The 22,696-nt window shown below is 42.3% G+C and carries 26 protein-coding genes; 10 read left to right on the top strand and 16 right to left on the bottom strand.

The genetic code is table 11. The features are described from left to right. Positions 1-33: 33 nt before the first annotated feature. The 3 genes from pheA to obgE all read right to left on the bottom strand — a co-directional run bounded on the left by pheA (position 34) and on the right by obgE (position 2,767). The gene (pheA, locus tag LOR49_RS10080; RefSeq protein ID WP_240376450.1) at positions 34-921 is read right to left on the bottom strand and encodes a prephenate dehydratase; all 888 of its coding nucleotides are present in this window, start codon (positions 919-921) and stop codon (positions 34-36) included. Between the two features lie 23 nt (positions 922-944). After that, positions 945-1,397 carry an ACT domain-containing protein gene (locus LOR49_RS10075; RefSeq protein ID WP_240376449.1) on the bottom strand — a complete coding sequence of 151 codons (453 nt, stop codon included), beginning with the start codon at positions 1,395-1,397 and terminating at the stop codon, positions 945-947. A gap of 86 nt (positions 1,398-1,483) precedes the next feature. Beyond that, positions 1,484-2,767 (bottom strand): GTPase ObgE, encoded by a 1,284-nt coding sequence (gene obgE, locus LOR49_RS10070; RefSeq protein ID WP_240376448.1) that lies wholly within the window; start codon positions 2,765-2,767, stop codon positions 1,484-1,486. Positions 2,768-2,951: 184 nt separating this feature from the next. On the opposite strand from obgE, the gene LOR49_RS10065 reads away from it, so the two are divergent. Next, entirely contained in the window at positions 2,952-3,206 is a 255-nt protein-coding gene (locus LOR49_RS10065) for a hypothetical protein (protein ID WP_240376447.1), read from the top strand. Between the two features lie 70 nt (positions 3,207-3,276). Here the strand turns inward: LOR49_RS10065 and hemY are convergent, their stop codons facing one another. The 5 genes from hemY to LOR49_RS10040 form a co-directional block, all read right to left on the bottom strand. Beyond that, complete coding sequence (gene hemY, locus LOR49_RS10060) at positions 3,277-4,662, bottom strand: protoporphyrinogen oxidase (protein ID WP_338021138.1); 1,386 nt, start codon at positions 4,660-4,662, stop codon at positions 3,277-3,279. Positions 4,663-4,673: 11 nt separating this feature from the next. Next, entirely contained in the window at positions 4,674-5,609 is a 936-nt protein-coding gene (hemH, locus tag LOR49_RS10055) for a ferrochelatase (protein WP_240376446.1), read from the bottom strand. Further along, positions 5,606-6,658 carry a uroporphyrinogen decarboxylase gene (gene hemE / locus LOR49_RS10050; protein WP_240376445.1) on the bottom strand — a complete coding sequence of 351 codons (1,053 nt, stop codon included), beginning with the start codon at positions 6,656-6,658 and terminating at the stop codon, positions 5,606-5,608. The genes hemH and hemE overlap by 4 nt, the downstream gene beginning before the upstream one ends. Positions 6,659-6,928: 270 nt before the next feature. Continuing rightward, positions 6,929-9,076, bottom strand: a complete 2,148-nt coding sequence (locus LOR49_RS10045) for a transglycosylase domain-containing protein (RefSeq protein WP_240376444.1) — start codon at positions 9,074-9,076, stop codon at positions 6,929-6,931. A gap of 103 nt (positions 9,077-9,179) precedes the next feature. Next, on the bottom strand, positions 9,180-9,530 hold the full coding sequence (locus LOR49_RS10040) for a hypothetical protein (protein WP_240376443.1): 351 nt from the start codon (positions 9,528-9,530) through the stop codon (positions 9,180-9,182). Between the two features lie 173 nt (positions 9,531-9,703). Between LOR49_RS10040 and LOR49_RS10035 the strand changes: the two genes are divergently transcribed. Further along, a complete protein-coding gene (locus LOR49_RS10035) occupies positions 9,704-10,420 on the top strand; it encodes a cytochrome c biogenesis CcdA family protein (protein WP_240376442.1) in 717 nt (238 codons plus the stop codon). A gap of 57 nt (positions 10,421-10,477) precedes the next feature. Further along, positions 10,478-11,662: an amidohydrolase gene (locus LOR49_RS10030; RefSeq protein ID WP_275899613.1), complete on the top strand. Its 1,185-nt coding sequence runs from the start codon at positions 10,478-10,480 to the stop codon at positions 11,660-11,662. A gap of 22 nt (positions 11,663-11,684) precedes the next feature. Here the strand turns inward: LOR49_RS10030 and LOR49_RS10025 are convergent, their stop codons facing one another. From LOR49_RS10025 to LOR49_RS10015, 3 genes are read right to left on the bottom strand one after another with little or no spacing between them, the layout of a single operon-like run. Next, entirely contained in the window at positions 11,685-12,431 is a 747-nt protein-coding gene (locus tag LOR49_RS10025; protein WP_240376441.1) for an EcsC family protein, read from the bottom strand. A gap of 11 nt (positions 12,432-12,442) precedes the next feature. Further along, a complete protein-coding gene (locus LOR49_RS10020; protein ID WP_240376440.1) occupies positions 12,443-13,657 on the bottom strand; it encodes an ABC transporter permease in 1,215 nt (404 codons plus the stop codon). Continuing rightward, positions 13,654-14,397 carry an ABC transporter ATP-binding protein gene (locus LOR49_RS10015; protein ID WP_240376439.1) on the bottom strand — a complete coding sequence of 248 codons (744 nt, stop codon included), beginning with the start codon at positions 14,395-14,397 and terminating at the stop codon, positions 13,654-13,656. The genes LOR49_RS10020 and LOR49_RS10015 overlap by 4 nt, the downstream gene beginning before the upstream one ends. A gap of 251 nt (positions 14,398-14,648) precedes the next feature. Here LOR49_RS10015 and LOR49_RS10010 point away from each other — a divergent pair, with 251 nt between their 5' ends. The 5 genes from LOR49_RS10010 to LOR49_RS09990 all read left to right on the top strand — a co-directional run bounded on the left by LOR49_RS10010 (position 14,649) and on the right by LOR49_RS09990 (position 18,109). Then, entirely contained in the window at positions 14,649-15,083 is a 435-nt protein-coding gene (locus LOR49_RS10010; RefSeq protein WP_240376438.1) for an HIT family protein, read from the top strand. A gap of 22 nt (positions 15,084-15,105) precedes the next feature. Beyond that, complete coding sequence (gene serC, locus LOR49_RS10005) at positions 15,106-16,191, top strand: 3-phosphoserine/phosphohydroxythreonine transaminase (protein ID WP_240376437.1); 1,086 nt, start codon at positions 15,106-15,108, stop codon at positions 16,189-16,191. 204 nt (positions 16,192-16,395) lie between these two features. Beyond that, entirely contained in the window at positions 16,396-16,755 is a 360-nt protein-coding gene (locus LOR49_RS10000; protein ID WP_240376436.1) for a YtxH domain-containing protein, read from the top strand. Between the two features lie 92 nt (positions 16,756-16,847). Next, entirely contained in the window at positions 16,848-17,378 is a 531-nt protein-coding gene (locus LOR49_RS09995; protein WP_240376654.1) for an HTH-type transcriptional regulator Hpr, read from the top strand. A 182-nt stretch (positions 17,379-17,560) separates the two neighbouring features. After that, positions 17,561-18,109 (top strand): DUF3267 domain-containing protein, encoded by a 549-nt coding sequence (locus tag LOR49_RS09990; protein WP_240376435.1) that lies wholly within the window; start codon positions 17,561-17,563, stop codon positions 18,107-18,109. Between the two features lie 8 nt (positions 18,110-18,117). Here the strand turns inward: LOR49_RS09990 and LOR49_RS09985 are convergent, their stop codons facing one another. Beyond that, entirely contained in the window at positions 18,118-18,699 is a 582-nt protein-coding gene (locus LOR49_RS09985) for a YpmS family protein (RefSeq protein WP_240376434.1), read from the bottom strand. A gap of 132 nt (positions 18,700-18,831) precedes the next feature. Here LOR49_RS09985 and LOR49_RS09980 point away from each other — a divergent pair, with 132 nt between their 5' ends. After that, positions 18,832-19,014: a hypothetical protein gene (locus LOR49_RS09980; RefSeq protein ID WP_240376433.1), complete on the top strand. Its 183-nt coding sequence runs from the start codon at positions 18,832-18,834 to the stop codon at positions 19,012-19,014. Between the two features lie 96 nt (positions 19,015-19,110). Here the strand turns inward: LOR49_RS09980 and LOR49_RS09975 are convergent, their stop codons facing one another. Next, entirely contained in the window at positions 19,111-19,194 is an 84-nt protein-coding gene (locus LOR49_RS09975) for a YjcZ family sporulation protein (RefSeq protein ID WP_240376653.1), read from the bottom strand. Between the two features lie 148 nt (positions 19,195-19,342). Here LOR49_RS09975 and LOR49_RS09970 point away from each other — a divergent pair, with 148 nt between their 5' ends. Continuing rightward, a complete protein-coding gene (locus LOR49_RS09970; RefSeq protein WP_240376432.1) occupies positions 19,343-20,239 on the top strand; it encodes a peptidylprolyl isomerase in 897 nt (298 codons plus the stop codon). 65 nt (positions 20,240-20,304) lie between these two features. On the opposite strand, the gene LOR49_RS09965 is transcribed toward LOR49_RS09970, so the two are convergent. The 3 genes from LOR49_RS09965 to LOR49_RS09955 all read right to left on the bottom strand — a co-directional run bounded on the left by LOR49_RS09965 (position 20,305) and on the right by LOR49_RS09955 (position 22,694). Beyond that, entirely contained in the window at positions 20,305-20,592 is a 288-nt protein-coding gene (locus LOR49_RS09965) for a sporulation YhaL family protein (protein ID WP_240376431.1), read from the bottom strand. 75 nt (positions 20,593-20,667) lie between these two features. Further along, on the bottom strand, positions 20,668-22,014 hold the full coding sequence (locus LOR49_RS09960; RefSeq protein ID WP_240376430.1) for a sensor histidine kinase: 1,347 nt from the start codon (positions 22,012-22,014) through the stop codon (positions 20,668-20,670). Next, positions 22,011-22,694 carry a response regulator transcription factor gene (locus LOR49_RS09955; protein ID WP_240376429.1) on the bottom strand — a complete coding sequence of 228 codons (684 nt, stop codon included), beginning with the start codon at positions 22,692-22,694 and terminating at the stop codon, positions 22,011-22,013. Before LOR49_RS09955 ends, LOR49_RS09960 begins: the two co-directional genes overlap by 4 nt. Between the last annotated feature and the right edge of the window lie 2 nt (positions 22,695-22,696).

The following is a 22,696-nucleotide window of genomic DNA, read 5'->3' as shown; positions in this document are numbered from 1 at the left end:
AGATCCTTTAATTGAACCACAAATAACCTATCCTTATTCCAGGATAGGCTTTTTTATGGGTAATTCCGCGGTTTGAAAACAGGGATAACTTCCGAGTATACGGGCCCCACAGCCGAGCGCCTCTACCTCAGCAATAACTCCAGGGATTAATACATCGTCCCATTCCTGCTCCACATCAATGATAAAGAAGTAATTCCCAATTCCCGTTTTCATCGGTCTTGATTCTATTTTTGTCAGGTTCAGCTTCCTCCATGCAAAAGCAGAAAGAACTTGATGCAGGGCTCCTGAGTAATCGGATGGGAGTGTAATCATCATCGTCGTTTTATTCGCAGATTGGCTTTTTGTTGTTAAGTGTTGTGTGACGTCTTTATAGGAGAGCAGAACAAAACGAGTATGGTTATTGCTATAGTCGTGAATATTATCTTTTACAATCGTCAAACCGTATTTCTCTGCTGCCAATGCATTCGCAATAGCCACACCGTTCATTGATGGGTTATCCGCTAATTCTCTAGCAGCAGCACTTGTGGAGTTCGTATAATGAATGTCCGCTTCCGGTAAGTGGTTTATGATGAATTCATGGCATTGGGCAACAGCTTGCGGGTGGGAGTATATGTCGGTAACGTCTTTCCAGTCCGCTTTTCGTGATGGATGGATGAGCAAGTGCTGTTCAATTGGAACAGTAACTTCACCAACTATCGGCAGATCGTGTTTATGGATTAGATAATCTAACGTCATATTCACAGAACCTTCAATTGCGTTTTCGACAGGAACGACTGCTATGTCAACCTTTTCCTCTGCCGCGGCAGCCATACAAGCTGGGATGGTTGAGAACGGGATACGTTCTGAATCAGGTAAAACGGACTTTGCTGCCGCTTCTGTAAAAGTGCCTTCCGGGCCGAGAAAACCTACTTTAACTGTCACTGATTTTTTTCACTCCTTCTACATTAAAAAGAACCGGAACCGACGATTTCCACGTGTTCTACGGCTTCCATCGCTTGAATTTTCCGGACAAGCTCATGTATTTCTATCGTTAATGCTGACGTATCGATCGTAACCGTTATATTAGCCCGGCCTTGCAAAGGGATTGTTTGATTAATCGTTAAAATGTTGGAGTTTGCCGCTGCAATCTCTTTTAACAACAGAGACAAGGACCCGGACTTATCTTGGAGTTGGATCGAGAGCGTAATGATCTGCTCTTTTATAACGGTATGGAAAGGAAACACGGCGTCCTTATATTTGTAAAAAGCACTTCTGCTTAAATCAACCATTTTTACCGCTTGTGCTACTTGCTGAACCTTTTCACTTTCCAGTAATGCCTTAGCTTCCAATGTTTTTTGCATGGCATCTGTTAACATATCCTGCCTTACCAGATAAAAACGATCCAACTGATCACTCATCTTCACCACCCCCAAACTCCCGATGGGGTTCTATTCCGAATATATTCTATCTTATTATAGGATCACCGCGTTTTTTTGACAACACGCTATTCAATAAATTCAAATTCAAAATCAAGCAGGCGAACTGTATCGCCATCAACAGCTCCTTTTTTACGTAACGCTTCATCAATCCCCATATGACGCATTTTTCTAGAAAACCGTCTCACCGACTCGTCACGACTGAAATCAGTCATCTTAAACAGTTTCTCAATCTCCTTACCGCTTATGACAAAGGCGCCGTCATCATCTCGAGAAAGGGTAAAAGGCTTCTCTTTTTCTTCATAGCGATAGACTACCCGTTTTTCTTTCTCTTCTTCATCATACAAAGGAAATTCAGGAGTTGTTTCCACAAGATCCGCGACCGCTCGAAGCATATCATCCAAGCCTCGTTTTGTAAGCGCTGAGATGGGGAAGACTTTCACTCCCTCCGGAATGGATTTTTTAAACTCGCGTAAACGCTCGTCGGAACCCGGCATATCCATTTTATTCGCTACGATCACTTGAGGACGCTCTAATAACCGTAAATTGTATTGTCGAAGCTCCTCATTTATTTTCTCATAATCATCGAAAGGATCTCTTCCTTCGAGCCCAGACATATCAATCACATGAATAATTACTCTTGTTCGTTCAATATGCCGCAAAAATTGATGCCCGAGGCCTATTCCTTCGTGTGCGCCTTCGATAAGCCCTGGTAAATCAGCCATTACAAAGCTGCGACCATCTTCCACAGCTACTACACCAAGGTTAGGGGACAACGTTGTAAAGTGATAATCAGCAATTTTTGGGCGGGCAGCTGATACAACAGATAATAATGTCGACTTTCCTACACTTGGAAATCCAACAAGTCCTGCATCCGCCAGCAGCTTTAACTCTAAACGAATGTTCTTCTCTTCCCCGGGCTCTCCTTTTTCACTTAGCTCCGGCGCAGGATTAGCCGGGGTGGCGAAGCGCGTGTTTCCCCTGCCTCCACGTCCTCCTTTGGCTATAACTGCTCGTTCGCCGTGAGTCGTCAAATCAGAGATTACATCTCCAGTGTCATCATCCGTAACCAACGTGCCCGGTGGTACTCGGACAATGAGGTCTTCCTCATTTTTTCCATGCTGATTCTTTGGCTTACCGTGCTCTCCACCCTTCGCCTTAAAATGCTTTTGATAACGAAAGTCCATTAACGTGCGCAAGCCTTCATCGACTTCGAAAATTACGTTAGCACCTTTTCCTCCGTCACCACCGGCAGGACCGCCATCCGGAACGTATTTCTCCCTTCGGAATGCAACCATTCCATTCCCACCGTCACCGGCTTTTACATATATTTTAACTTTATCAACAAACAATTCATTCACCTCGTATATTGACACTGTCGTGTTCGTTATTTCCACTCGTTTTTCAAGATACGTTCTATTGTATCACAAGTAAGTGCCGCTCAAACAAAATCATTTTTTATGTATAGTCCGTTCTAATATGGAAAGGATAAATACCGTTACACTTCATCAAAACTCAATTATGGAGGGGTTTTATTTGGCTAATCAGAACCAGCAAGTACAACAAGCACAGCAGGCAATTCAACAAGCGCAGCAAAATATGCAGAGTGCTGCTAATGATCCGCAAAAGTTGCAGCAGGCACAGCAAGAATTGCAGCAAGCACAGCAGGTTCTCCAGCAAAGCCAGCAGCAAGGAAACGCTCAAAGCCAACAGCAAATGCAACAGGCACAGCAGCAGTTACAGCAAGCACAACAGCAGCTTCAACAGTTGCAACAACAGCAAGGTCAGTAGGTTTATATAAGCTTATACAGAAAAAAGAGCTGTACGATGACAGCTCTTTTTTCTGTAACAAACTCCCTTTTTACAGTTCTTTTATTAGCTGATCAACAGCATTTTCCCCCTGTAGAATGCAGTCAGGTAGTCCTACGCCTTCATAGGCACCTCCTGCCAGGAAAGTTCCTGGATAGTAACTGTTGATTGTTTCCCGAAGTTTTTCCACCCATTTTTGGTGATTCACTACATACTGCGGCATTGCGTTCCGCCACCGTGTTACCTGGTAATATTCGGGATCCCCATTAATTTTCATCACACGTCTTAGATCTTTAAGCGCGGACTCAACAATAGTTTCATCCGACTCTTCCACGATTCCTTCGCCACCCGGCTTTCCGACGTAGCAGCGCAAAAGTGCCTTTCCCTTTGGTGCGGTATGCTCCCACTTTCGGTGTGTCCACGTACACGCTGTTATCGTGTAGTCGCTTTTTTTGGAAACAACAAAGCCTGTACCATCAAAATCCATCGACAATTGACTGCTGTCAAAAGCCATCGCTACAGTGGCTACGGAAGTAGAAGGAATCTCTTCTAGTTGTTTTGTTATCGCTTCGTCTTTTAAAAAGCGTGCTGTAATATGAGGGGGAGTCGTAATAATGACTTTATCAAAAACTTCTGTTTTTCCATCTGACAATTCTATTTCACATTGTCTCCCATTCATCGTCATATTTTTAACAGCAGTGTTCTTGTGAATCCTGTCTTCGTCCAAATGGTTTTCAATCGCATGAACAAACGACTGCAACCCATTGCGAAACGATAAAAAGCCACTTGACTTTTTATTTTTTGGGGGCGCTTGCGGCTGTGATGCTTTCATCCCCACTATCAGACTACGGTGAGACTGTTCCACTTGCTGAAATTGTGGAAAGGTGGACTGCAGACTTAATTGATCTATATCACCGGCATATATTCCGGAAAGCAATGGCTCGATAAGATTATCAACCACTTCGCTGCCAAGGCGCCTGCGAAAAAAGTGTCCAAGCGATTGATCGTCTAAAGAGCGTCGGCGAGGCAGGAACAAATCTGCTCCCGCTCTCAGTTTACCAACTGCGGAAAACAAATTCGTGGTTAAAAAAGGTCCTAACTTTGTCGGGATGCCCATGACTGCACCGGGTGGTATAGCGTGAAGGGTCTCCCCTTTCAGGACATAAGCCTGACCGGTCCGGTTTGATACAAGCTCTTCTTCAAGACCTACTTCCTTCGCTAACTTTGTAGCATGCGTTTTTCTCGCCAGGAATGAATCTGGTCCCTGTTCAATAACAAAACCGTCATGATAGTCAGTTTTAATCTTCCCGCCCAGTCTGTTATCTTTCTCAAACAACTCATATTTAATATCCAATTGATTGGCCAGAATTTCTTTCTGCAAATAATAAGCAGCAGTCAGTCCTGTAATACCGCCACCGATAATAGCTACTTTCATCATAAATTCCTCGCTTACTTCCCAACTCTCGACTGTTGATGCTTAATAATCACGTCAGCAAGAGCATCGATAAATTCAGGCTTTGCGTTCGGCATTTCTGGCCGGTAATATGCGGCACCTACATCTTCACAAGCCTGTTTACACTCTATATCGTTGTCGAACAATACCTCTAAATGGTCCGCCACAAAACCAACAGGGCAGTATACAAATGATGTATAGTTATGCTTGCGAGCCAATTCTTTTGTTAAATCTTGAACATCAGGCCCAAGCCATGGCTCCGGTGTATTTCCTTCGCTCTGCCAGCCGATTTCATAGTGTTGAATACCCGCTTTATCGGCAATCAACCGGGCTGTTTCTTCTAGCTGTTCCGGATAAGGGTCACCCGTCTGGATTATCTTTTCGGGAAGACTATGAGCCGAAAAAATAACACACGTTTTTTCACCTTCCGGGATACGCTTCATCGTTTTCTGGACTTGTTTCACCCAGTAATCGATAAATTTCGGCTCATCATACCAACTTTCAACGGAATGGATAACAGGGCCGCCTTCTTTAACCGCTGCTTCTTGAGCTCTTCCATTATAAGACTTAATACTAAACGTAGAAAAATGAGGAGCAAGTACAATGCTGTATGCTTCTGTGATGCCGTCCTCATGCATTTGTTGTACAGAATCTTCAATAAACGGATCGATATGCTTCAGACCTAAATACCAATGTATTTCAATATTATCCATCCGCTCATTCAGGCGGTCTTTTAAGCTTTCACCTTGTTCTTTCGTAATCTTGGATAAGGGAGAGATCCCGCCAATTGCTTCGTAGCGTGATAGTAAGTCTTGTAATGCTTCTTCAGAAGGCTTCCTGCCTCTTCTGATATGAGTATAGTATGGTTCTACCTCATCCAGACTGCGCGGTGTACCGTAAGCCATTACTAAAAGGCCGACTTTTTTTTTCATTGTGAACCTCCCTGTGCTTTTGCCGTATACTCATGAACAAAAGCCGTTAATCGCTTAAGCGTTTCAGGATTCACATCCGGAAATACCCCGTGACCAAGATTAAAAATAAAACCATTCTCTTTGATGCCGGCATCTAAAATCGGCTTCACATTTTGCTCAATTACTTCCCACGGTGCAAGAAGTAGGGAAGGATCGAGATTTCCTTGTAACGTTTTATTAATGCCAAGAGCCCTTGCTTCCGAAATGGTAATCCTCCAGTCAAGTCCGATCACTTGAAGAGGAAGATCATTCCATTCACGAAGTAAATGGTTCGCCCCTACACCGAACATAATAAGAGGGATATTTTTTTGTGCTATCTCCGTACAGATACGCATCATGACTGGTTTCACATATTTACGGTAGTCCTGAGCATGCAGGGCACCTACCCAGGAATCGAAAAGCTGAATCGCCTGCGCTCCAGCTTTTATCTGTGCCTTCACGTAGGAAATTGTCATATCGGCTAACTTGTTCATTAGCGAATCCCATGCATCTGGCTGTGCATGCATAAACGCTTTTGTTTTATGATAATTTTTTGAAGGGCCTCCTTCAATCATATAACTTGCTAATGTGAAAGGGGCTCCTGCGAAACTGATTAAAGGAACAGTAAGCTGCTCTCTAAGTATTTTAATGGTATCAATAACAAACGGAATATCGCGCGCAGGATCTATGCTTCCTAAACGTTCAACATCCTCAGCTTTTCTTATAGGATTGTTAATCACGGGACCAATACCTGACTGAATCTCCACCTCCACCCCGATCGCAGACAGTGGTGTCATGATATCTTTGTAAAGAATTGCGGCATCATTATTATATTGATCCACAGGCAACTTTGTAACGTAAGCACAGAGCTCAGGTTGTTTTGTAATTTCAAACAAGGAATATTTCTCCTTGATTTTCCGATATTCCGGCTGTGAACGCCCGGCCTGCCTCATATACCACACCGGAACGTGGTCGACTGCCTCACCCCATGCCGCTCGTAAAAAATTGTCATTAAACGTCTTCCCGCCCATTTTTATAGCACTCCTTTAATAAAATGCATGAAACGTCTTGCTGTTGTTCATTTTTTTCAACACTTACTTCTTATACCCCATTTACCATACTCTTTCCCTATAGGCATGTACAGTCATTCTACCTATTGTTCATAAATTTGATAAAGGTAAAGGACGGATCTGGACACGTCTTCTAGGTATCTACACCTTTGTCCGCTCCAAGTGCCACTAAAGAGGCATGCATGAATCTATTTAATTAGGCAGCATACCTCCCTAAAGCCAAGCTTCGTATCAACTGCCAAACAATGATCCAACGGTTACATCCGCCACATTCGAAGGCTGGCCCTCTTGTTCGGTTTGCGGATTGTATGGAACCACCATGTACTCACGCAAGCGAAATAAATTCACTCCTTCAATAACATATTTACCGGTACCTTCTACTTTCGCTATCTCATTACTCTTCCCGTTGTCTACTTCATAAATACGATAAATGACTCGCTCATCCTGATTGGGTGTCCAGGATAAATGTACATTAAACAGGCCTCCGCCTTTTAAACTGAGTGAAGCAGATAAATCATCTATCTTTTCCACTTTCACCGGTGCCTCCAGATCTTGTACGTCTTCGGGTTTACGAAACCTGCTTCGGCTGTTTTCCGGCTGTGGTGTTTTATTTAATATTTCTTTCAACAATTTCGTAGGGAAAGAACTCCCCGCTTGTAAGTATTGGTCAGCAGTTGTTTTGTCATACCCCATCCACAGAGCACCTGTCCATTCTGGTGTGAAACCTACAAACCAAGCATCTCTCGTTCCGCCTTCAACCTCAGAAAAGGAAGTAGTGCCTGTCTTTCCTGCCAATGGGTACGCAGTGCTCCCCGCACTCCCTGTACCGTGCTTCACTACATTTTCAAGCATTCTGATCATATACCACGCATTTTGCGAACTCATCACTTTCCTTATCTCCGGGTTTGCTTTCCCAATTATATTTCCATTTCGGTCGGTGATTGACTCAATAAAATACGGATCTACTTGATTGCCAAGGTTGGAAAAGGCCGTATAAGCTCCCGTTAACTCCATGGGAGAAAGACCTTCCGACAGGCCTCCAAGTGCAACTGCCAACCCATTGTCTTTCACGTGCAGCCCAACGCTCTTAAGCCATGCATCACTCTCCGTCCTAATGTGGTCGTACAACCAGACTGCAGCTGTGTTGGTTGATTCTGTTAACGCGTCAACCATTGTGATCTCTCCGCGGTACGTATCATTGTAATTACGTGGAGAATAGCCGTTATAGTTCATTTTTTCGTCTTTCAATAGAGAATAAGGATGATATTTTCCTGTTTCAAGAGCAGGTGCATACACTGCGAGCGGCTTCATTGCTGATCCAGGCTGTCTTTTCACTTGAACTCGATTTAATCCACGTCTTACATATTCTCTGCCACCCTGTACAGCAATTACACCGCCACTCCGGTGATCCATCATAATAAACGCAGCCTCAGTGCCGGCGGCTCCTTCCGGAAAATACTCATCCTGCTGAAAGAGTTGGTGTGAGGCTTCCTGCATTTCTTTGTTCAGAGGAACAACAATATCGTAGCCGCCTCGATATATTTGTTCAGAAGTAATGTTATATTTTTTCTCCGCTTCGTCTAACACCATATCGATATAGGTAAAGTAAGCCTGGTTATTCTCTTCCTGGTGCAATGAATCTGGAACCGTCTTACCTTGGTACATTATTGTTTCTTCCGCCGATAAAAATCCATTTCTCTCCATAACTGCGAGCACTGTGTTTCTTCTCTTTACAGAACGATCTGGGCTCGCCACAGGAGAATAATGGGAAGGAGCTTTTGGTATGCCGGCGAGCAGTGCTGCCTCATCCACCGTTAATTCCTGTACACTTTTATTAAAATACAGTTCCGCTGCTGAAGCAATTCCGTAAGCACCGTTCCCAAAGTAGATTTGGTTTAAATAAAGACCAAGGATTTCATCTTTGCTAAATTTCCGCTCGATTCCCATCGCAATTAAGACTTCTTTGGTTTTACGGAAGAAGGTTTTATCGTTTGTCAAAAACGCATTCTTAGCCAGCTGCTGTGTAATCGTGCTGCCCCCCTCCACCATAGAACCTGCTAATATGTCACGGTAAAGGGCCCGAATAACAGCGCGGGGGTCTATTCCCTGATGGTCATAAAAACGCACATCCTCTATCGCTATAAAAGCTTGTTTCACATGTTTCGGAATATCATCTATGTCTACTGTTTCTCGATCTTCTACGTATAGTTGCGCTAACTTTTCACCGTTCTTGTTAAATAACTCGGTCGTCTCATTCAAGACCAACTTTTTTTCATCGATAGCTGCAGCCCCGATAATCACAGAAGAAAGATAAATGCCTGTGCTTACAAGCAGGAATAAACATACGGCAAGTCCCCAAATAATCACTTTTTTTCTCATGCTAGAACTCCTTATAACCGGATTTCCGGCTGGCTTGCACTTTTTTTAAACATTTACGTATTTTTGATAGTATTTGTTAATTTTTCATAATTATTTCAACCATCTACTTGTTTTTTTTCAAACTTTCTTCGTGATTTTCCGGCAGGGGGGGCAGATCTTTATCTATATCTATTTCCTTCGCAGAAAATATTCCTTTAAGGACCTTCACGCCAAAGTAAAGGATCAAGAAGGCTAGAAGAAGGCCGGTGATTTCCAGGTCAAAGCCTTCATCGCCTATGCTGATAAGTGCTAAAATAACAAATAAGCCCACCAGTAAGGGCTGTCCCTTTTTATAAAAATAAAGAGCAAGTACGCCGGCAATAATTGGCCACATAAGGGAACCGATATCAAAAAACAAATGAATTCCAAAAATAAATATAACGGCAATAAGTACTTTGTTGCCTCTCGTTTGCATGTTTATCGACCCTTTCCGACCTTAGCTTACAAATTTTTCAGATTGCCTGTACATATAGTTTAATATGTTTAAGAAAAAGATGCGAACTAGATAAGCTCTTTTGCAGTTTTTCACGAAATATTCATATCTCCAATGTATAATGAGTAAAGCGAACATCAAAGGGGGATCTTATCTTGGAAAATGTCTCACTGTGGCTTGCTTTCGGAGCAGGGATTATTTCATTTCTCTCACCATGTATTTTTCCATTAGTGCCTGCGTATTTGGCACAGCTCACCGGAACGAATATTTCGAACAACCAAATCAACGCCGAGCGACGTATGATTTTATTTAGAAGCTGTGGTTTTATTCTCGGATTCACGATAGTCTTTCTTCTTTTGGGGGCCTCTTCCACGTTTATTGGCCAATTATTTCGCAGCTGGGGCTCTCTCATTGAGCAAATCGGTGGCATAATCATCGTTATTTTCGGCCTCCAGATGGCGGGTATCATATCGATCCAATCTCTACTCAGGGAAAAAAAGGTACAGACCTCTCCAAAAGGTTCGACGAGTTTTGCAAGCTCTGTTTTGCTTGGATTGTTGTTTGCTGCTGGATGGTCTCCGTGCATTGGACTTGTACTCGGCAGTATCCTTGCCCTCGCAAGTCAAGCAGAAACGATGTTTATCGGAATGTTTATGTTGCTTGTGTATTCCCTCGGTTTAGGTATTCCTTTTTTGCTAGTAGCTCTTCTGTACTCACGCTCATTAAACAAATTAAGAAAGTTGAACAAATGGGTGCCTGTCATACAGAAAATAAGCGGATATGTGTTAATTGTGCTTGGAATCTTGTTGTTTACAGGTTATTTCCAAATGCTATCCAGCTACTTGGCAAGATTCATTCCATTTGGTCTTTAGTCAAGGGTGCTCACCCTATGGTAAAATGAACGTGAAGCTGTTTGAGGAGGGAGAAGGTTGGAAAAGAAATTATTTGCTTTGTTGGAAAGTTATTATGACGAAATGGTGGAAGTCCGCCGTTTTCTCCATCAAAATCCGGAACTTTCATTTGAAGAAGTAGAGACACCTGCTTATATCGCAGAATTCCATAAAAAACTAGGACACGATGTTAAAACGGGCGTTGGCGGAAGAGGGGTGACTGCTGTATTAAAGGGCGGAATAGAGGGTCCTGTTATCGCATTGCGAGCTGATTTTGATGCGCTGCCCATTCACGAAGAGACCGGTCTCCCCTTTGCCTCTAAAGTGGCTGGTGTCATGCATGCCTGCGGACACGACGGCCACACAGCAACGCTTCTATACTTGGCAAAAGCACTTAATGCTATCCAAGAAGATCTGCCGGGAACAGTCGTATTTATTCACCAACATGCAGAAGAATATGCTCCTGGGGGTGCCATTGACATGATACACGATGGCTGCCTAGATAATGTCGACGTAATCTTCGGGACACACTTATGGGCTACAGTACCGTATGGCACCGTTCAATACAAAAGGGGTCCTATGATGTCGGCCGCTGATCGTTTTGAAATTGACATTGTTGGTAAGGGCGGACACGGCGGTACTCCACATCTGACAAAGGATGCCATCGTCATCGGCTCTCAACTCGTTACCAATATTCAGCAGTTAGTCAGCAGGCGGGTGGATCCTGTGGAACCCGCAGTTGTATCAATTGGTTCCTTTGTGGCCGATAACGCCTTTAATGTCATAGCAGATAGTGCGAAAATTGTCGGAACAGTCCGTACTTTTAATGACGACATAAGAGATATGCTAGAACAAGAGTTAAAAAGAATTACAATGTCTACATGCGAAGGTGCCGGGGCAGACGCTCATTTTCATTACAGCCGAGGCTATCCGGCAGTTGTCAACCACGAAAGCGAGGCTGTTTTTCTCGCGGAGTGTGCCTCCGACATTCCTGACGTAGCAGTCACGGAAGAAATGAAACCAATGATGGGTGCTGAAGATTTCGCTCGTTACCTTGAAAAGGTGAAAGGCTCTTTCTTCTTTACAGGGGCACAGCATCCTGATTGGGACGTCGCTTATCCTCACCATCATCCTAAATTTGATATCGACGAACGCGCCATGCTGGTCGCGGCAAAGGTGATGGGGAAAGCAGTCCTTGACTACGAAAAAACGGCTGTCTCTTAGTAGACGGCCGTTTTTACATTAATTACAAGTCTTTATACTTCCCCCGCAGCCAATGTAACCGATAACCTTGTTTAGCGGCTTCTCCTAGCTGTCCAAGCAAATGATAATTGGCAGCTGCCCCCACAGCTGCTCCGAACCCAGGCATCAACTGCAGCAGTTTAACAAAATCAATATGATCCCGGTATTCCTGCTGAAACGAGCTCCAATCCACTTCTATCGCTTCGGGAGATTGTTGAGAATCTCCCCCGGCTAATGTTGACCAATTTTTCAATATTTCCACGGTTTCCCGGCGTTTCGACGGACTCGAAAAAGCAACCTGAAAAAGGTAAAGCATGTATAAACGGTCATGCAAGTCGGCACTGTCAACTCCATAAATCCCTGCTGCCGAAAAAAGGAAGCGCATTTTAAAAGCGAGCAGCAACGGAAAGTCAACCGCTCCTAGTAATAAACCACCAGCTCCAGTTCCTGCGCCCTCCGCAGCCGCCCCTTTTTGAAACACAGTGACTAGATTTTCTAATCGTCCATCTGCCTCTTGTAAACTTTTTGCCTCCGTTTGTTTTTTAGTTGGCAAGTAATCCGATCCATTCAGAACTCCGTTAATCATCTGTCTGACCGCTTGGCCTAATGCTGAATGAATTTGTGTTGGTACCAGCCGGTTCATTTTCGTTTGCATGCTTTTAGCAAAGGCTTGGCTCATACTGGCTCGCTTCTCCATTTTTCGCAACCACACCTGTACCTCTTCATATGCTTTCTGTTCGTATGCTTCCATAAACACCTCTCCTATGATGTCTGCAGTTGGTTGGCATGGCGGATCGGGAAATAGAAACTAAGAAGTAAACCAAAAGCCAAAATAATAGCGATTGGTAAAATAGAGAAACTGACGAATGAGTAGACCATTAAAAATAGTAACGTCTGTAAAGTTAACAAAAAGGTAACCAGCTTCTGAAAAGCATTCTTTTTATCAGTGCCTGCTACTGGGTAAAGATCAGGCCAAATCGTTGTATCAAGATGATGCCATAATGTTCGTAATTGAACACTTGTCATGTAAATAAATAATAAGGCAACGCCCGTACGGACCCATTCACTAGGAAATGCATACATGACCAAGCCTCCCGTAATGAGAAGCCGAAGATACATTCCTAAATATTCACCTGAACGGGTAAAGGCTTTTGTAAACAAGATAAGGTACACATTTTCTGTTTTCCAAACAAGCCGGTCAACAAGCTTCGATAACAACGGCCGCTTTTTAACTGCCGTTTCTACATACGGCACATCGGTAAATGACTGTACAAAACGGTAAAAGACCGAAAGCCTTCTTGCCTCCAGCTGCAGTAACAGCTCCCAATTTAACAAATAATGGCGTCCGAGGTGACGGTAATAAAAAACATAAAGAAACACCATGAGGAGTAATACGACCACTGGAAACCAAATAGGAGCCTCAACAAACATGAGATAAGCAAATACTCCGTTCACTATCGTCCTTCCTAAAATAAGAAACGCTCGCTTTTGTTTATCCTGCAGGTGTACTTCTCCCCAGCGAGATACGTTATTCCACACATTAGCAATTAAGAGTCCTAGCAGCACCGTATATAAATAAGACCTGTCTGTGGATACACGGTCTTGAAATAACGGACCCAGCAACAGAAAAATGATGGAAATACTTATAGACTGCATAAAAGTGGAATAAAAAACAGAACGACGGAAGTAGTCAGTTAATTTTGTTTCAAGGGGGAGCAGAAAAACTAAGTCTCCTTTTTTTAGAAAGGTTCGTAACGGACACCTTGTCAATAAATAAGTGAAAATACCGGCAAGCACAAGCTGTGCAGGAAATGTATCCGGCAGCCATTCAATGAAAGAAGGGTAAAAATAGCCTCCTGCTAAGAATAGCGCGTATAAACTGAACATAAATCCACTGTTTCCAATTAAACGGAGATAGCGAATTGCCTCATTCCAAAACCCTCTCGAGCGTTCTTTCCACAACTCGGTCACATTCATCCTACTACCCCTTTAGTTACTTCGATATATAAATCATCGAGCCTTGCCTGCGGGAGCCCTGCCTGAACCCGCAGCTCTTCTAATGTACCATGCAGTCTTACCCGTCCCTCATGCAAGAGTACAAAACGATCGCAGTAACGCTCTGCTGTTGCTAAAATGTGAGTAGACATTAGAATCCCGGCGCCTTCTTCTTTCATGGTTACCATCATATCTAACAATGATTTAATAGCGACAGGATCAAGACCGACGAATGGCTCATCTACGATATACAACTCCGGCTGCACGAGAAAGGCACACATAATCATCACCTTCTGCCGCATCCCTTTGGAAAAATGGCTCGGAAACCAGTCCTTCATCTTCTCCATACGATATTCGTGTAAGAGCGGCGTAACCCGCTCCTTAAAAGAGGCTTCTGAAATACCGTAAGCGGAAGCAGTCAGACGTAGATGTTCCCAAAGTGTAAGCTCCTCGTATAGAATAGGCGTCTCCGGAATGTAAGTAAACGTTTTTCGGTATGTTTCCGGATCTTCCTGTATCCGACTTCCATTAATAAGGATATTTCCATTAGTCGGCTTCATCAAACCGAGGACATGCTTAATAGTCGTACTTTTTCCCGCGCCGTTCAAACCGATCAAACCAACTATTTCTCCCTTTTTAACGTTGAAATTTAACTGGTGTAAAACTGGTTTGTGGACGTTGTAGCCACCACTAACCTCTTCTAGCTCCAATAATTCTTTCATGTATATATACTCCTTTTATAAAACCTGCAGTTTGTGTAAAGATGATTCTTATACGTCCCCTATTTTATGCCACTACAGCCTGTGGATACAACTAGTATATCTCCCCGCTCGTGAGTTTATTGTTTTAGTCCCTGCAGACTGATAAAATATAAAAGAATCGTTTCATACGCTGGTACTTTTTTGTATATCCTATCAATTTTTGCATCCTTTTTGTTTAAACAAATACAATTCTACAGGAAAGCAGGGATAGTATGAGCCATGAAGAAAATTGCATTTTTTGTAAGATTGTCAACCGCGAAATTCCAGCTTCCATCGTTTACGAAGACGAACACGTACTTGCGTTTGTCGATATTGGACAAGTAACGAAAGGTCATACTTTGTTAATTCCAAAGGACCACCAAAAAGACATTTTTGAGCTGACAACAGAGATGGCTTCTCACTTATTCAGCGTCGCGCCAAAAATCGCCAACGCTATCAAGGATGAATTTCAGCCTGGAGGCTTGAATCTCGTTAATAATAACGGAAAGCCAGCGTCCCAGGATGTATTCCATTATCATCTTCACTTTCTGCCCCGCTATGGAAGCGACGATGGGTTTAAGCACTCATTCCGCGATAACAGCGAGAACTATTCACGCGAAGATCTCGAGAATATCGGCAAACGCATTCAAAACCGTCTAAAAGACTAATATGACAAGGAGCGAATATTTTATGAAGCGAGCACACAACTTTAACGCCGGGCCAGCTGCCCTCCCCCTTAAAGTGCTGCAACAGGCACAAGAAGAGATGCTTAACTTTAACAACACTGGTATGTCTGTTATGGAACTGAGTCACCGCGGCCCGGACTACGAACAGGTACATAATGAAGCTATTACCTTAATAAAAGAGTTATTAGCGATTCCCGATCAGTATGAAGTGCTGTTAATGCAAGGCGGCGCAAGCTTGCAATTTTCTATGATTCCAATGAATTTTCTTTCAAAAGACAAAACCGCCAATTATATATTAACCGGTTCCTGGTCTGAAAAAGCCATCAAAGAAGCAAATTATGTTGGAAATACTACAAGCGGCGCCTCTTCTAAAGAAAGCAATTACACCTACATTCCCAATAAGGATTCTATTTCGTTTAATGACAGCGATGCGTACGTCCACCTTACATCTAACAACACAATTTACGGTACACAGTGGCAGGACTTTGACATTAAACCAACTAGTCCCCTGATAGTAGATATGTCCAGTGACATTTTAAGCCGTCCTGTTCCTGTCGAGCACTTTTCGATGATATACGCCGGTGCTCAAAAAAACCTCGGTCCTTCCGGGGTCACACTCGTGATTATAAAGAAAGATTTACTGAAACACGTACCCGAGCACGTTCCGACACTACTTCGCTACAAGACACACGCTGATAAAAATTCTTTATACCATACACCGCCCACATTTGCGATCTACATCCTGAACAAGGTGTTGCACTGGGTCAAGGAAAATGGCGGAGCTGCCGGCATGGAAGAACGAAACGCGAAGAAGGCTCGTCTACTGTACGATACCATTGATAAAAGTGCTGGCTTTTATCAAGGACACGCTGAAAAAGACAGCCGTTCCTCTATGAACGTCACATTCAACCTCAAAACCGAAGAGTTGAATGCTAAATTTCTCAAAGAAGCGAAGGAAGCTGGTTTTGTAGGTCTCAACGGTCACCGGTCTGTTGGCGGGTGTAGAGCCTCTATTTATAATGCCGTATCACTAGAGTCCTGCCAGGCATTACAGGAATTTATGACCAATTTCCAAAAAAACAATTCATAAAAGTTCTTTACTCATGAGGAAAGGTTGCTTTCCGTCAAACAAACTGTCTGTGTCTGTCTCACAGACAGTTTTGTTTTAAATTCTGAAAAATCACCCAAATCCCTCTATACAAAGAAACTTTTTTTCTCTATACTATTATAAAAGTATAATATTTTAAAATATTAAGATCATCTGTGGACCACAAGAGAAAGGATCGATGAAAATATGGATTGTAGATCACTGCTTTCCGGTCTATTTACCGGACTGGTGGCGGGAGGCCTTTCGGCTTTAATTTTCGCACCGGCGCCAGGAAGCGAAATGAGAACGACCATCCGCGATTTTGATTGGAAATCATTGAATCGGACAGCTCTAAAGAAAGGAAAAGTCGCTACAGAAAATTGGCAATATGCCGCCCTTGAAGGTCTTGAAGCAGTAGAGAACCTCACAGAAGAAATGAAAAAAACATACAGCCGTTATAAAGAAGAAGTCGAACCAGAAGTTGCCGCTATTCAAGAACAAGTGCAAGAACTATCTGACGCCATTACAGAATTAAATGAAAGAGCACGCAGCCAAAGTGATGACTAGTACGTACTGTTCGGAGCAGATTTTTGTTTTACAGACCACGAAAGGAGGAGAGCATAAGCGTGGATAACATTTCCCTGTCTACTAAACAATCCATGTTGTTCAGCCTTAAAATGGCACAGTTAACGAAAGCAATGTGGAAGTCCATTGAAAAAGATTGGCAGGAATGGATCAAACCATATGGTCTTAACATCAATGAACATCAAATTCTTTGGATTGCTTTCCATAAACAAGGTGCCTCCATTTCAGATGTTGCCAAATTCGGAGTGATGCACGTTTCAACGGCATTTAATTTTTCCAAAAAACTCGAAGAAAGAGGGCTATTATCCTTTTCCAAAAAAGCAAATGACAAGCGAAATACTTACATTGAACTGACCGAAAAAGGAGACGAGCTGTTTATTGAAACACTAAAGGTGTATAAACAGGACACATATAGTATATATAATAGTGCTTTACCTATGAAGGAAGTCTATGGAAAATTTCCCGATTTCATGGAAGTAACTGCTATTATCCGCCACATTTACGGAGAAGAGTTTATGGAAATGTTTGAAAAGTCTTTATTCATGTTTGAAAAAGAGTTTACGGAAGAAGACGGAACCCTCACACCGATCATCCCATCTAAATAATTTGCACAAAAAAAGCCGACCACTGCGTTTCGGCTTTTTTTGTGCTTAACAACTTTTCTGTAGCGAAAACGCGTGACAATTGTCGAAATGTATTTTCTTCTGACTATTTTTCTTAAACCTATTGATTTTTCTCCTTGGAAGGATTAAATTAATCACTTAGAAGTGGAAAGGGGGAATTGATTATGAATTGCTGGAAATCGATCAATGTAAAGAAAGACTATCATACTTCCAAACTGACGCTTTATTCAATAAGCAGTATGATCGGAGTTTTTGTAGTCTCTTATTTATTCTTTAGTTTCTATCATAACGATGTTCATTATGCTGAGGTCGGTTTACTGCAAACGTGTCTCTTTTTCACATTATTGTTTCCCTTTCACACGCTTTTGAGCATTGTTCCTTTATGGTGTGCAGGAGTTCGAGTCAAATTACATGCCCACCATAGTAAAATAAAAATTCTACCACGTATCACAAAAGAATCGAAAAAACCGATAAACCGTAACACTTATTTACTTGCGATTCTCTTCCCTACTGTTTTTGCAGGGTTGGTTTCACTGTTGGGAGCCTTTTTATTTCCTTCCTACATGCACTTTTTTTTACTGGTGCTTGCTTTTAACACAGGACTTGGAGTCTATGATTTCATCTATGTAAAGCAATTGTTAGGGGCACCGCGCGACTCACTTATTGAACAAAAACAAAACAGTCTTGATATCTTGCTAAAGCAGCCAATGTAATGGCTGCTTTATTCTTCGCGTTTTCCGACCATTAGATAAATGTCATTTTTCTTTAGGTCAAGCCTTTTTACTTTTACTGCATATTGGTTAGCGATCTCAATCTTTGCCATCTGAATATAAATTTGCTTGTCTGCTGGCTGTACGTCTACATAGTCAGGCAACTCACTCTGCGAGTCCACCAAGGACAGCACCGTGGCGCCTGGAATAGCCAATCCTCCGACGGTAACAGATTGTTCATGCAAAACAATATCCCCGTTTTCTAGAGCTTTTGGCTGAAACTCCATTGCTGCCTTTACCGCCCTACCTAAAAAGTGGTAGGACGCAGAAACGCGTATATGCTGATTCGTTATCCGGATATCCATGCCCTGGTCCATTTGGTCATTGATCAACCGGCTCAGCTGTTCTTTTGTCATATGTACAGAAAAGTATTCCTGAAATCCGGTTTCTTCGGCAGAATGCTCTGCTACCTTCTTCTCGTCCTTTTCTGCGGGGCTCGACACAATAAAAAACAGGAAAAGGACAAGCAACACTTGAAGAGAAACCAGCGTGACGAATAACGTTTTCCAGATATTCTTATTTTTTTTCACCATTATGACGCACCTGCTCTTTCTGTCTTCTCATTTATTATGCATCCTTCTTCCTTTTTCAGCTAGCAAAAAAACTATCTTTTTACATAAACTTTTGATAAGGTGAAAGAGACACAAGGTATTGGGGGAAAAATCATGTTCGCTGTATCTTTTATTCTATTCGCAGTTATTTATTTTTTTATCATTAATTCCATGACAAATGCGCTGTGCACACAAAAAGAAATTCCCGACGAACGCCAGCCCAAAATCTTTAGAACCATTAACATATTAATAACGATTTTATGTGTATCAACTTATATAGAGATATGGTCTGTTTGATAGGTCTTGTCCGATAGTATCTATGCTCACTGTCATCAACATAAACAGCTTTCCTGGATAGAAGCCAGGAAAGCTTTATATTGGAGTGGCCAATTATTAATACCAAGAAGCTCCTACAATAATAAGCAATATAAAAAGCACTACGATTAGCGCGAAGCCTCCGTAATATCCTCCAGACATTCCAGCACCCCCTATTGATTTTCTAAAACATCCTATGTAATAGCAGCTCAGTTTGTTTACTTTTTTTTAAAATTGATTTTTCATTTTACTATTTTCTATGATATGATATGTCTGTTCGTGGTTAATTACTTGAAGGGGTTGGGTGTCAATGAACAAATTAATTCTTGCTGTGGGATTATCGACAGCATTACTTCTCACTGCGTGCAGTGACGACCAAGCAGCAGATAACAGTAAAACAATTGTGGAAGTTAACAAAACAAACCTTACTGAAGATGAATTTGTCGGTGAATTAAAAGATCGTTTCGGAAAGCAAATTCTTAACGATATGGTTAACAGTGTCATCATCGAAGATAAGGCCGAAGAGCTCGGCATTGATAGTAAAACTATTGATAAAGAATTGGAATCATTCAAAGAGAACTATGGTTTGGAAGATAACGAACAATTGTTAACCATGATGCAAACACAATTTCAACTTCCTGTTGACTCGATTGAAGAGTTCAAAACGGAAGTGATTAAACCACAGCTTGTGCTTGAACAACTAGCGACAGCTGATGTAGAAATAACGGAAAAAGATAAGAAAGAATATTACAAAGAAAATAAAAAGAGCTTAGAGGCTGTAAAAGCACGTCACATTCTTGTGGAAGATAAAGAAACAGCCAATAAGGTAATAAATAAGCTGAAAGACGGCGAGGAGTTTGTAAAGCTTGCCGAGAAGTATTCTAAGGATCCTGGTTCTGCTGAGAACGGGGGAGATCTTGGTACTTTTCGTCGCGGGGAAATGGTAGAGGAATTTGAGAAGGCTGCCTTTTCACTCGAGCCTGGCGAAATAAGTGAGCCTGTCAAAACAGAAAACGGCTATCATGTCATCGAAGTGCTTGATAAAAAAGATACCTATAAAAAGCTTGAGAAAGATATTGAAGAGACAATGCGACAAGAACAAGCGAAATCAGGGGAAGAAGTTATGCAGGAGCTAAGAGAAGAAGCCAAGATCAATATGAAGGAATCTTCCTATGAAGATTGGGTCCAAACACCAGATAAAAAGTAACCCATGATAGGAGAGCGGAGCCGGTAATTATACCGGCTCCGCTCTCCTTTTACGTCAAGAACTCATTAAGAAGAAACTTGGCTTCTCTCTCGTTCTTCTTCCTTTTTCCTACGTTCTTCCTCCATTCGTCTAATAAAGACTCTGCCCTCTTGTTCAATCCAATGATCACTTTCTTTTCGTTCCATTTTACTCGTATGCCGCCACATATACCCGCTGAATACAATTCCTAACATAACGAGCAGCACCCAAGCTGGAGCTTGGAATGGACCTGCTTCAGCGAATCTCTGCCAAGTTACTAATCCAAGGAACAGGACGATCAGTGTTAATAATAATTTCCGTGAGCGATTGGTCATGTGGAACCTCCTTCTGTAACCTTGTCCTGCTAAATTCTATGCGGCTCATCCCGTTCCTATTCATGCCTTTTTTTCTTAAGCTTTTGGTATCGTCACCTTAAATTCGACCCCATTTTCAACATTCCTAACTTGTTGATCTCCATGATGCAATTCGGCAATCCTTTTAACAATGGCAAGCCCCAGTCCAAATTGGCCTTTATTCCCTTTATGAAATGGAGTAAATAAATGAGGGATATCTTCTTCATCAATGGAGTGACCATTATTGATGACGCTAATCTCTACGGCGTTTTTTCTGTTCACGGCTTTAATCCAAATCGTATCCTCCGCATACCTCATCGCATTTTCTACGAGGTTTTCAAGAAGAACTTGCATGTGCTCAGGATCGGCTGTGATTCGGACATCCGCACCTTGAATAATAAATGTTAAATCTTCTCGCTGCATCCGAAAACGTTCTTCAATCCTGAAGGCTAATGTTCCAAATAACATATCTTCTAAATTAATAGTGTCTTTTTTTAAAGCATCTAATTTCGTGAAGTAAAGCATATCTTTGACTCGTTGTTCCATCCGGTCCGCTTCACTGATAATTACATCCATCGTGCGCCCCAAGTCTTTTTTTGGCAATATCCCGTCTTTCACGGATTGCGCATATGTTTTCACTACCATAATTGGTGTCTTTAATTCATGAGAGGCATGTTGTATAAACGTTTTTTGGGACCGGTCATAACGGATAAGATTCTGCCGCATGCTTTCAAATTGATCCGAAAGCTTCTGGAAATCTTCATCCCCTTTCCAACGAAAAGGTTCCTGCCAATTCCGTTTTGCGATCTGTTCAAAGTGGTCACCTAAGACAATTAGCGGCTGACGCAAGTAGCGCTTCAACCAGATTGCCGGCAACAAGCTCAGTACACTTACAATTAACAGTAGATAAATAAGTCGCTCCCAAAGTCGATTTACCATCAAATCACGGTACGTATCCCACATATAGGAAATCTGAAATGCCTCCTCCCCGTCTGACTCAATCCGGGTAATTACGTAGAACAAAGTTGCCTTATTATACGTAAGCTCATACCGCTCTCTTTCTTTTTTTTGGTTGACTGCTTTCGATACCATTTCCTTCAGCACTTTTTCAGGCGGGACCGGTTCACCTTTTAATGTGCTTAAATCATTAAAGAGAAACAAATGGCCTACAGAACGCTCTGTCTCTCTACGCTCTATGAAATCAAGCTTTGACTGCGGCGGGGAAAAATAATCACTGAAAGGATTAGCCATCCGCGCTTGTTCTTGTTCAATCATCCGATACGTCTCTTCTGTCAACGTTCCTTTAATAGAAATAGGATAGATAATAACGACCGTTAAGCCAACTAAAAATACGAGCGCGATGAATGAAAACCAAATCCGCTGTGTTAAATTTACTTTCATCATGACGATAATACGCGGTAACCGAAGCCGTAAAGCGTTTCAAGGTGAATGCGGGGCATCTTTTTTCGGATGCGGCGTACCACATCATCCACCGCTCTCTCCGATCCAAAATAATTTTCTCCCCAGACTCTTTCAATAATTTCTTCTCGTGACATCGCTTTTCCAATTTCAACTGTAAGCAGCAAAATTAAGTCCATTTCCTTAGTCGTTAAGTCAATGAACTCTTCCTCTTCTAATTTATCTACAACGGTCCGGGCCTCTGGATCAATTACATAATCATTCAAGGTAACCTTTTTTGACTCGGTCGTTTGGCTCCCGTATACCCGTGACAGTAATTTTTTTGCTCGAATGATAAGCTCCTGGGGTAAAAACGGCTTCGCCAAATAGTCATCACTGCCCATCTCAAGCCCAAGAACACGATCTAGGTCTTGGTCTCGTGCAGATATGAAGATGACTGGCACACTTCCCTGTCGTTCCCTAATCTCTTTTAAGATTTGATAGCCATCCGTTCCAGGCAGCATAATATCGAGTACCCATAAGTGAGGAGAATCGACCATAGCTGTCAGTGCATTATCACCGTTGTCGAATACCTGCACATCCCAACCTTCCTTCTCCATGTACGCTTTTATCACTTCCGATAGGTTTTCCTCGTCTTCTACAAGATAAATCTTATATGTCTCCATGG

Source organism: Bacillus piscicola, assembly GCF_022458745.1.
GTDB lineage: Bacteria > Bacillota > Bacilli > Bacillales > Marinococcaceae > Alteribacillus_A > Alteribacillus_A piscicola.
The sequence above is the reverse complement of the archived record's forward strand: the minus strand, read 5'-3'. Positions and strand labels throughout refer to the sequence as shown.

What these genes read in the sequence shown, in the direction of transcription:
- LOR49_RS09985 (WP_240376434.1), bottom strand. Translation starts at nt 18,699, where the DNA reads ATGGTGAAAAAAAATAAGAATATCTGGAAAACGTTATTCGTCACGCTG.
- LOR49_RS09965 (WP_240376431.1), bottom strand. Translation starts at nt 20,592, where the DNA reads ATGACCAATCGCTCACGGAAATTATTATTAACACTGATCGTCCTGTTC.
- hemY (WP_338021138.1), bottom strand. Translation starts at nt 4,662, where the DNA reads ATGATGAAAGTAGCTATTATCGGTGGCGGTATTACAGGACTGACTGCT.
- hemH (WP_240376446.1), bottom strand. Translation starts at nt 5,609, where the DNA reads ATGAAAAAAAAAGTCGGCCTTTTAGTAATGGCTTACGGTACACCGCGC.
- LOR49_RS10020 (WP_240376440.1), bottom strand. Translation starts at nt 13,657, where the DNA reads ATGAATGTGACCGAGTTGTGGAAAGAACGCTCGAGAGGGTTTTGGAAT.
- LOR49_RS09970 (WP_240376432.1), top strand. Translation starts at nt 19,343, where the DNA reads ATGAACAAATTAATTCTTGCTGTGGGATTATCGACAGCATTACTTCTC.
- LOR49_RS09975 (WP_240376653.1), bottom strand. Translation starts at nt 19,194, where the DNA reads ATGTCTGGAGGATATTACGGAGGCTTCGCGCTAATCGTAGTGCTTTTT.
- LOR49_RS10015 (WP_240376439.1), bottom strand. Translation starts at nt 14,397, where the DNA reads ATGAAAGAATTATTGGAGCTAGAAGAGGTTAGTGGTGGCTACAACGTC.
- LOR49_RS10040 (WP_240376443.1), bottom strand. Translation starts at nt 9,530, where the DNA reads ATGCAAACGAGAGGCAACAAAGTACTTATTGCCGTTATATTTATTTTT.
- hemE (WP_240376445.1), bottom strand. Translation starts at nt 6,658, where the DNA reads ATGGGCGGGAAGACGTTTAATGACAATTTTTTACGAGCGGCATGGGGT.
- LOR49_RS10045 (WP_240376444.1), bottom strand. Translation starts at nt 9,076, where the DNA reads ATGAGAAAAAAAGTGATTATTTGGGGACTTGCCGTATGTTTATTCCTG.
- LOR49_RS10025 (WP_240376441.1), bottom strand. Translation starts at nt 12,431, where the DNA reads ATGGAAGCATACGAACAGAAAGCATATGAAGAGGTACAGGTGTGGTTG.
- LOR49_RS10010 (WP_240376438.1), top strand. Translation starts at nt 14,649, where the DNA reads ATGAGCCATGAAGAAAATTGCATTTTTTGTAAGATTGTCAACCGCGAA.
- serC (WP_240376437.1), top strand. Translation starts at nt 15,106, where the DNA reads ATGAAGCGAGCACACAACTTTAACGCCGGGCCAGCTGCCCTCCCCCTT.
- LOR49_RS09980 (WP_240376433.1), top strand. Translation starts at nt 18,832, where the DNA reads ATGTTCGCTGTATCTTTTATTCTATTCGCAGTTATTTATTTTTTTATC.
- LOR49_RS09995 (WP_240376654.1), top strand. Translation starts at nt 16,848, where the DNA reads ATGTTGTTCAGCCTTAAAATGGCACAGTTAACGAAAGCAATGTGGAAG.
- LOR49_RS09960 (WP_240376430.1), bottom strand. Translation starts at nt 22,014, where the DNA reads ATGATGAAAGTAAATTTAACACAGCGGATTTGGTTTTCATTCATCGCG.
- LOR49_RS09990 (WP_240376435.1), top strand. Translation starts at nt 17,561, where the DNA reads ATGAATTGCTGGAAATCGATCAATGTAAAGAAAGACTATCATACTTCC.
- LOR49_RS09955 (WP_240376429.1), bottom strand. Translation starts at nt 22,694, where the DNA reads ATGGAGACATATAAGATTTATCTTGTAGAAGACGAGGAAAACCTATCG.
- LOR49_RS10075 (WP_240376449.1), bottom strand. Translation starts at nt 1,397, where the DNA reads ATGAGTGATCAGTTGGATCGTTTTTATCTGGTAAGGCAGGATATGTTA.
- LOR49_RS10000 (WP_240376436.1), top strand. Translation starts at nt 16,396, where the DNA reads ATGGATTGTAGATCACTGCTTTCCGGTCTATTTACCGGACTGGTGGCG.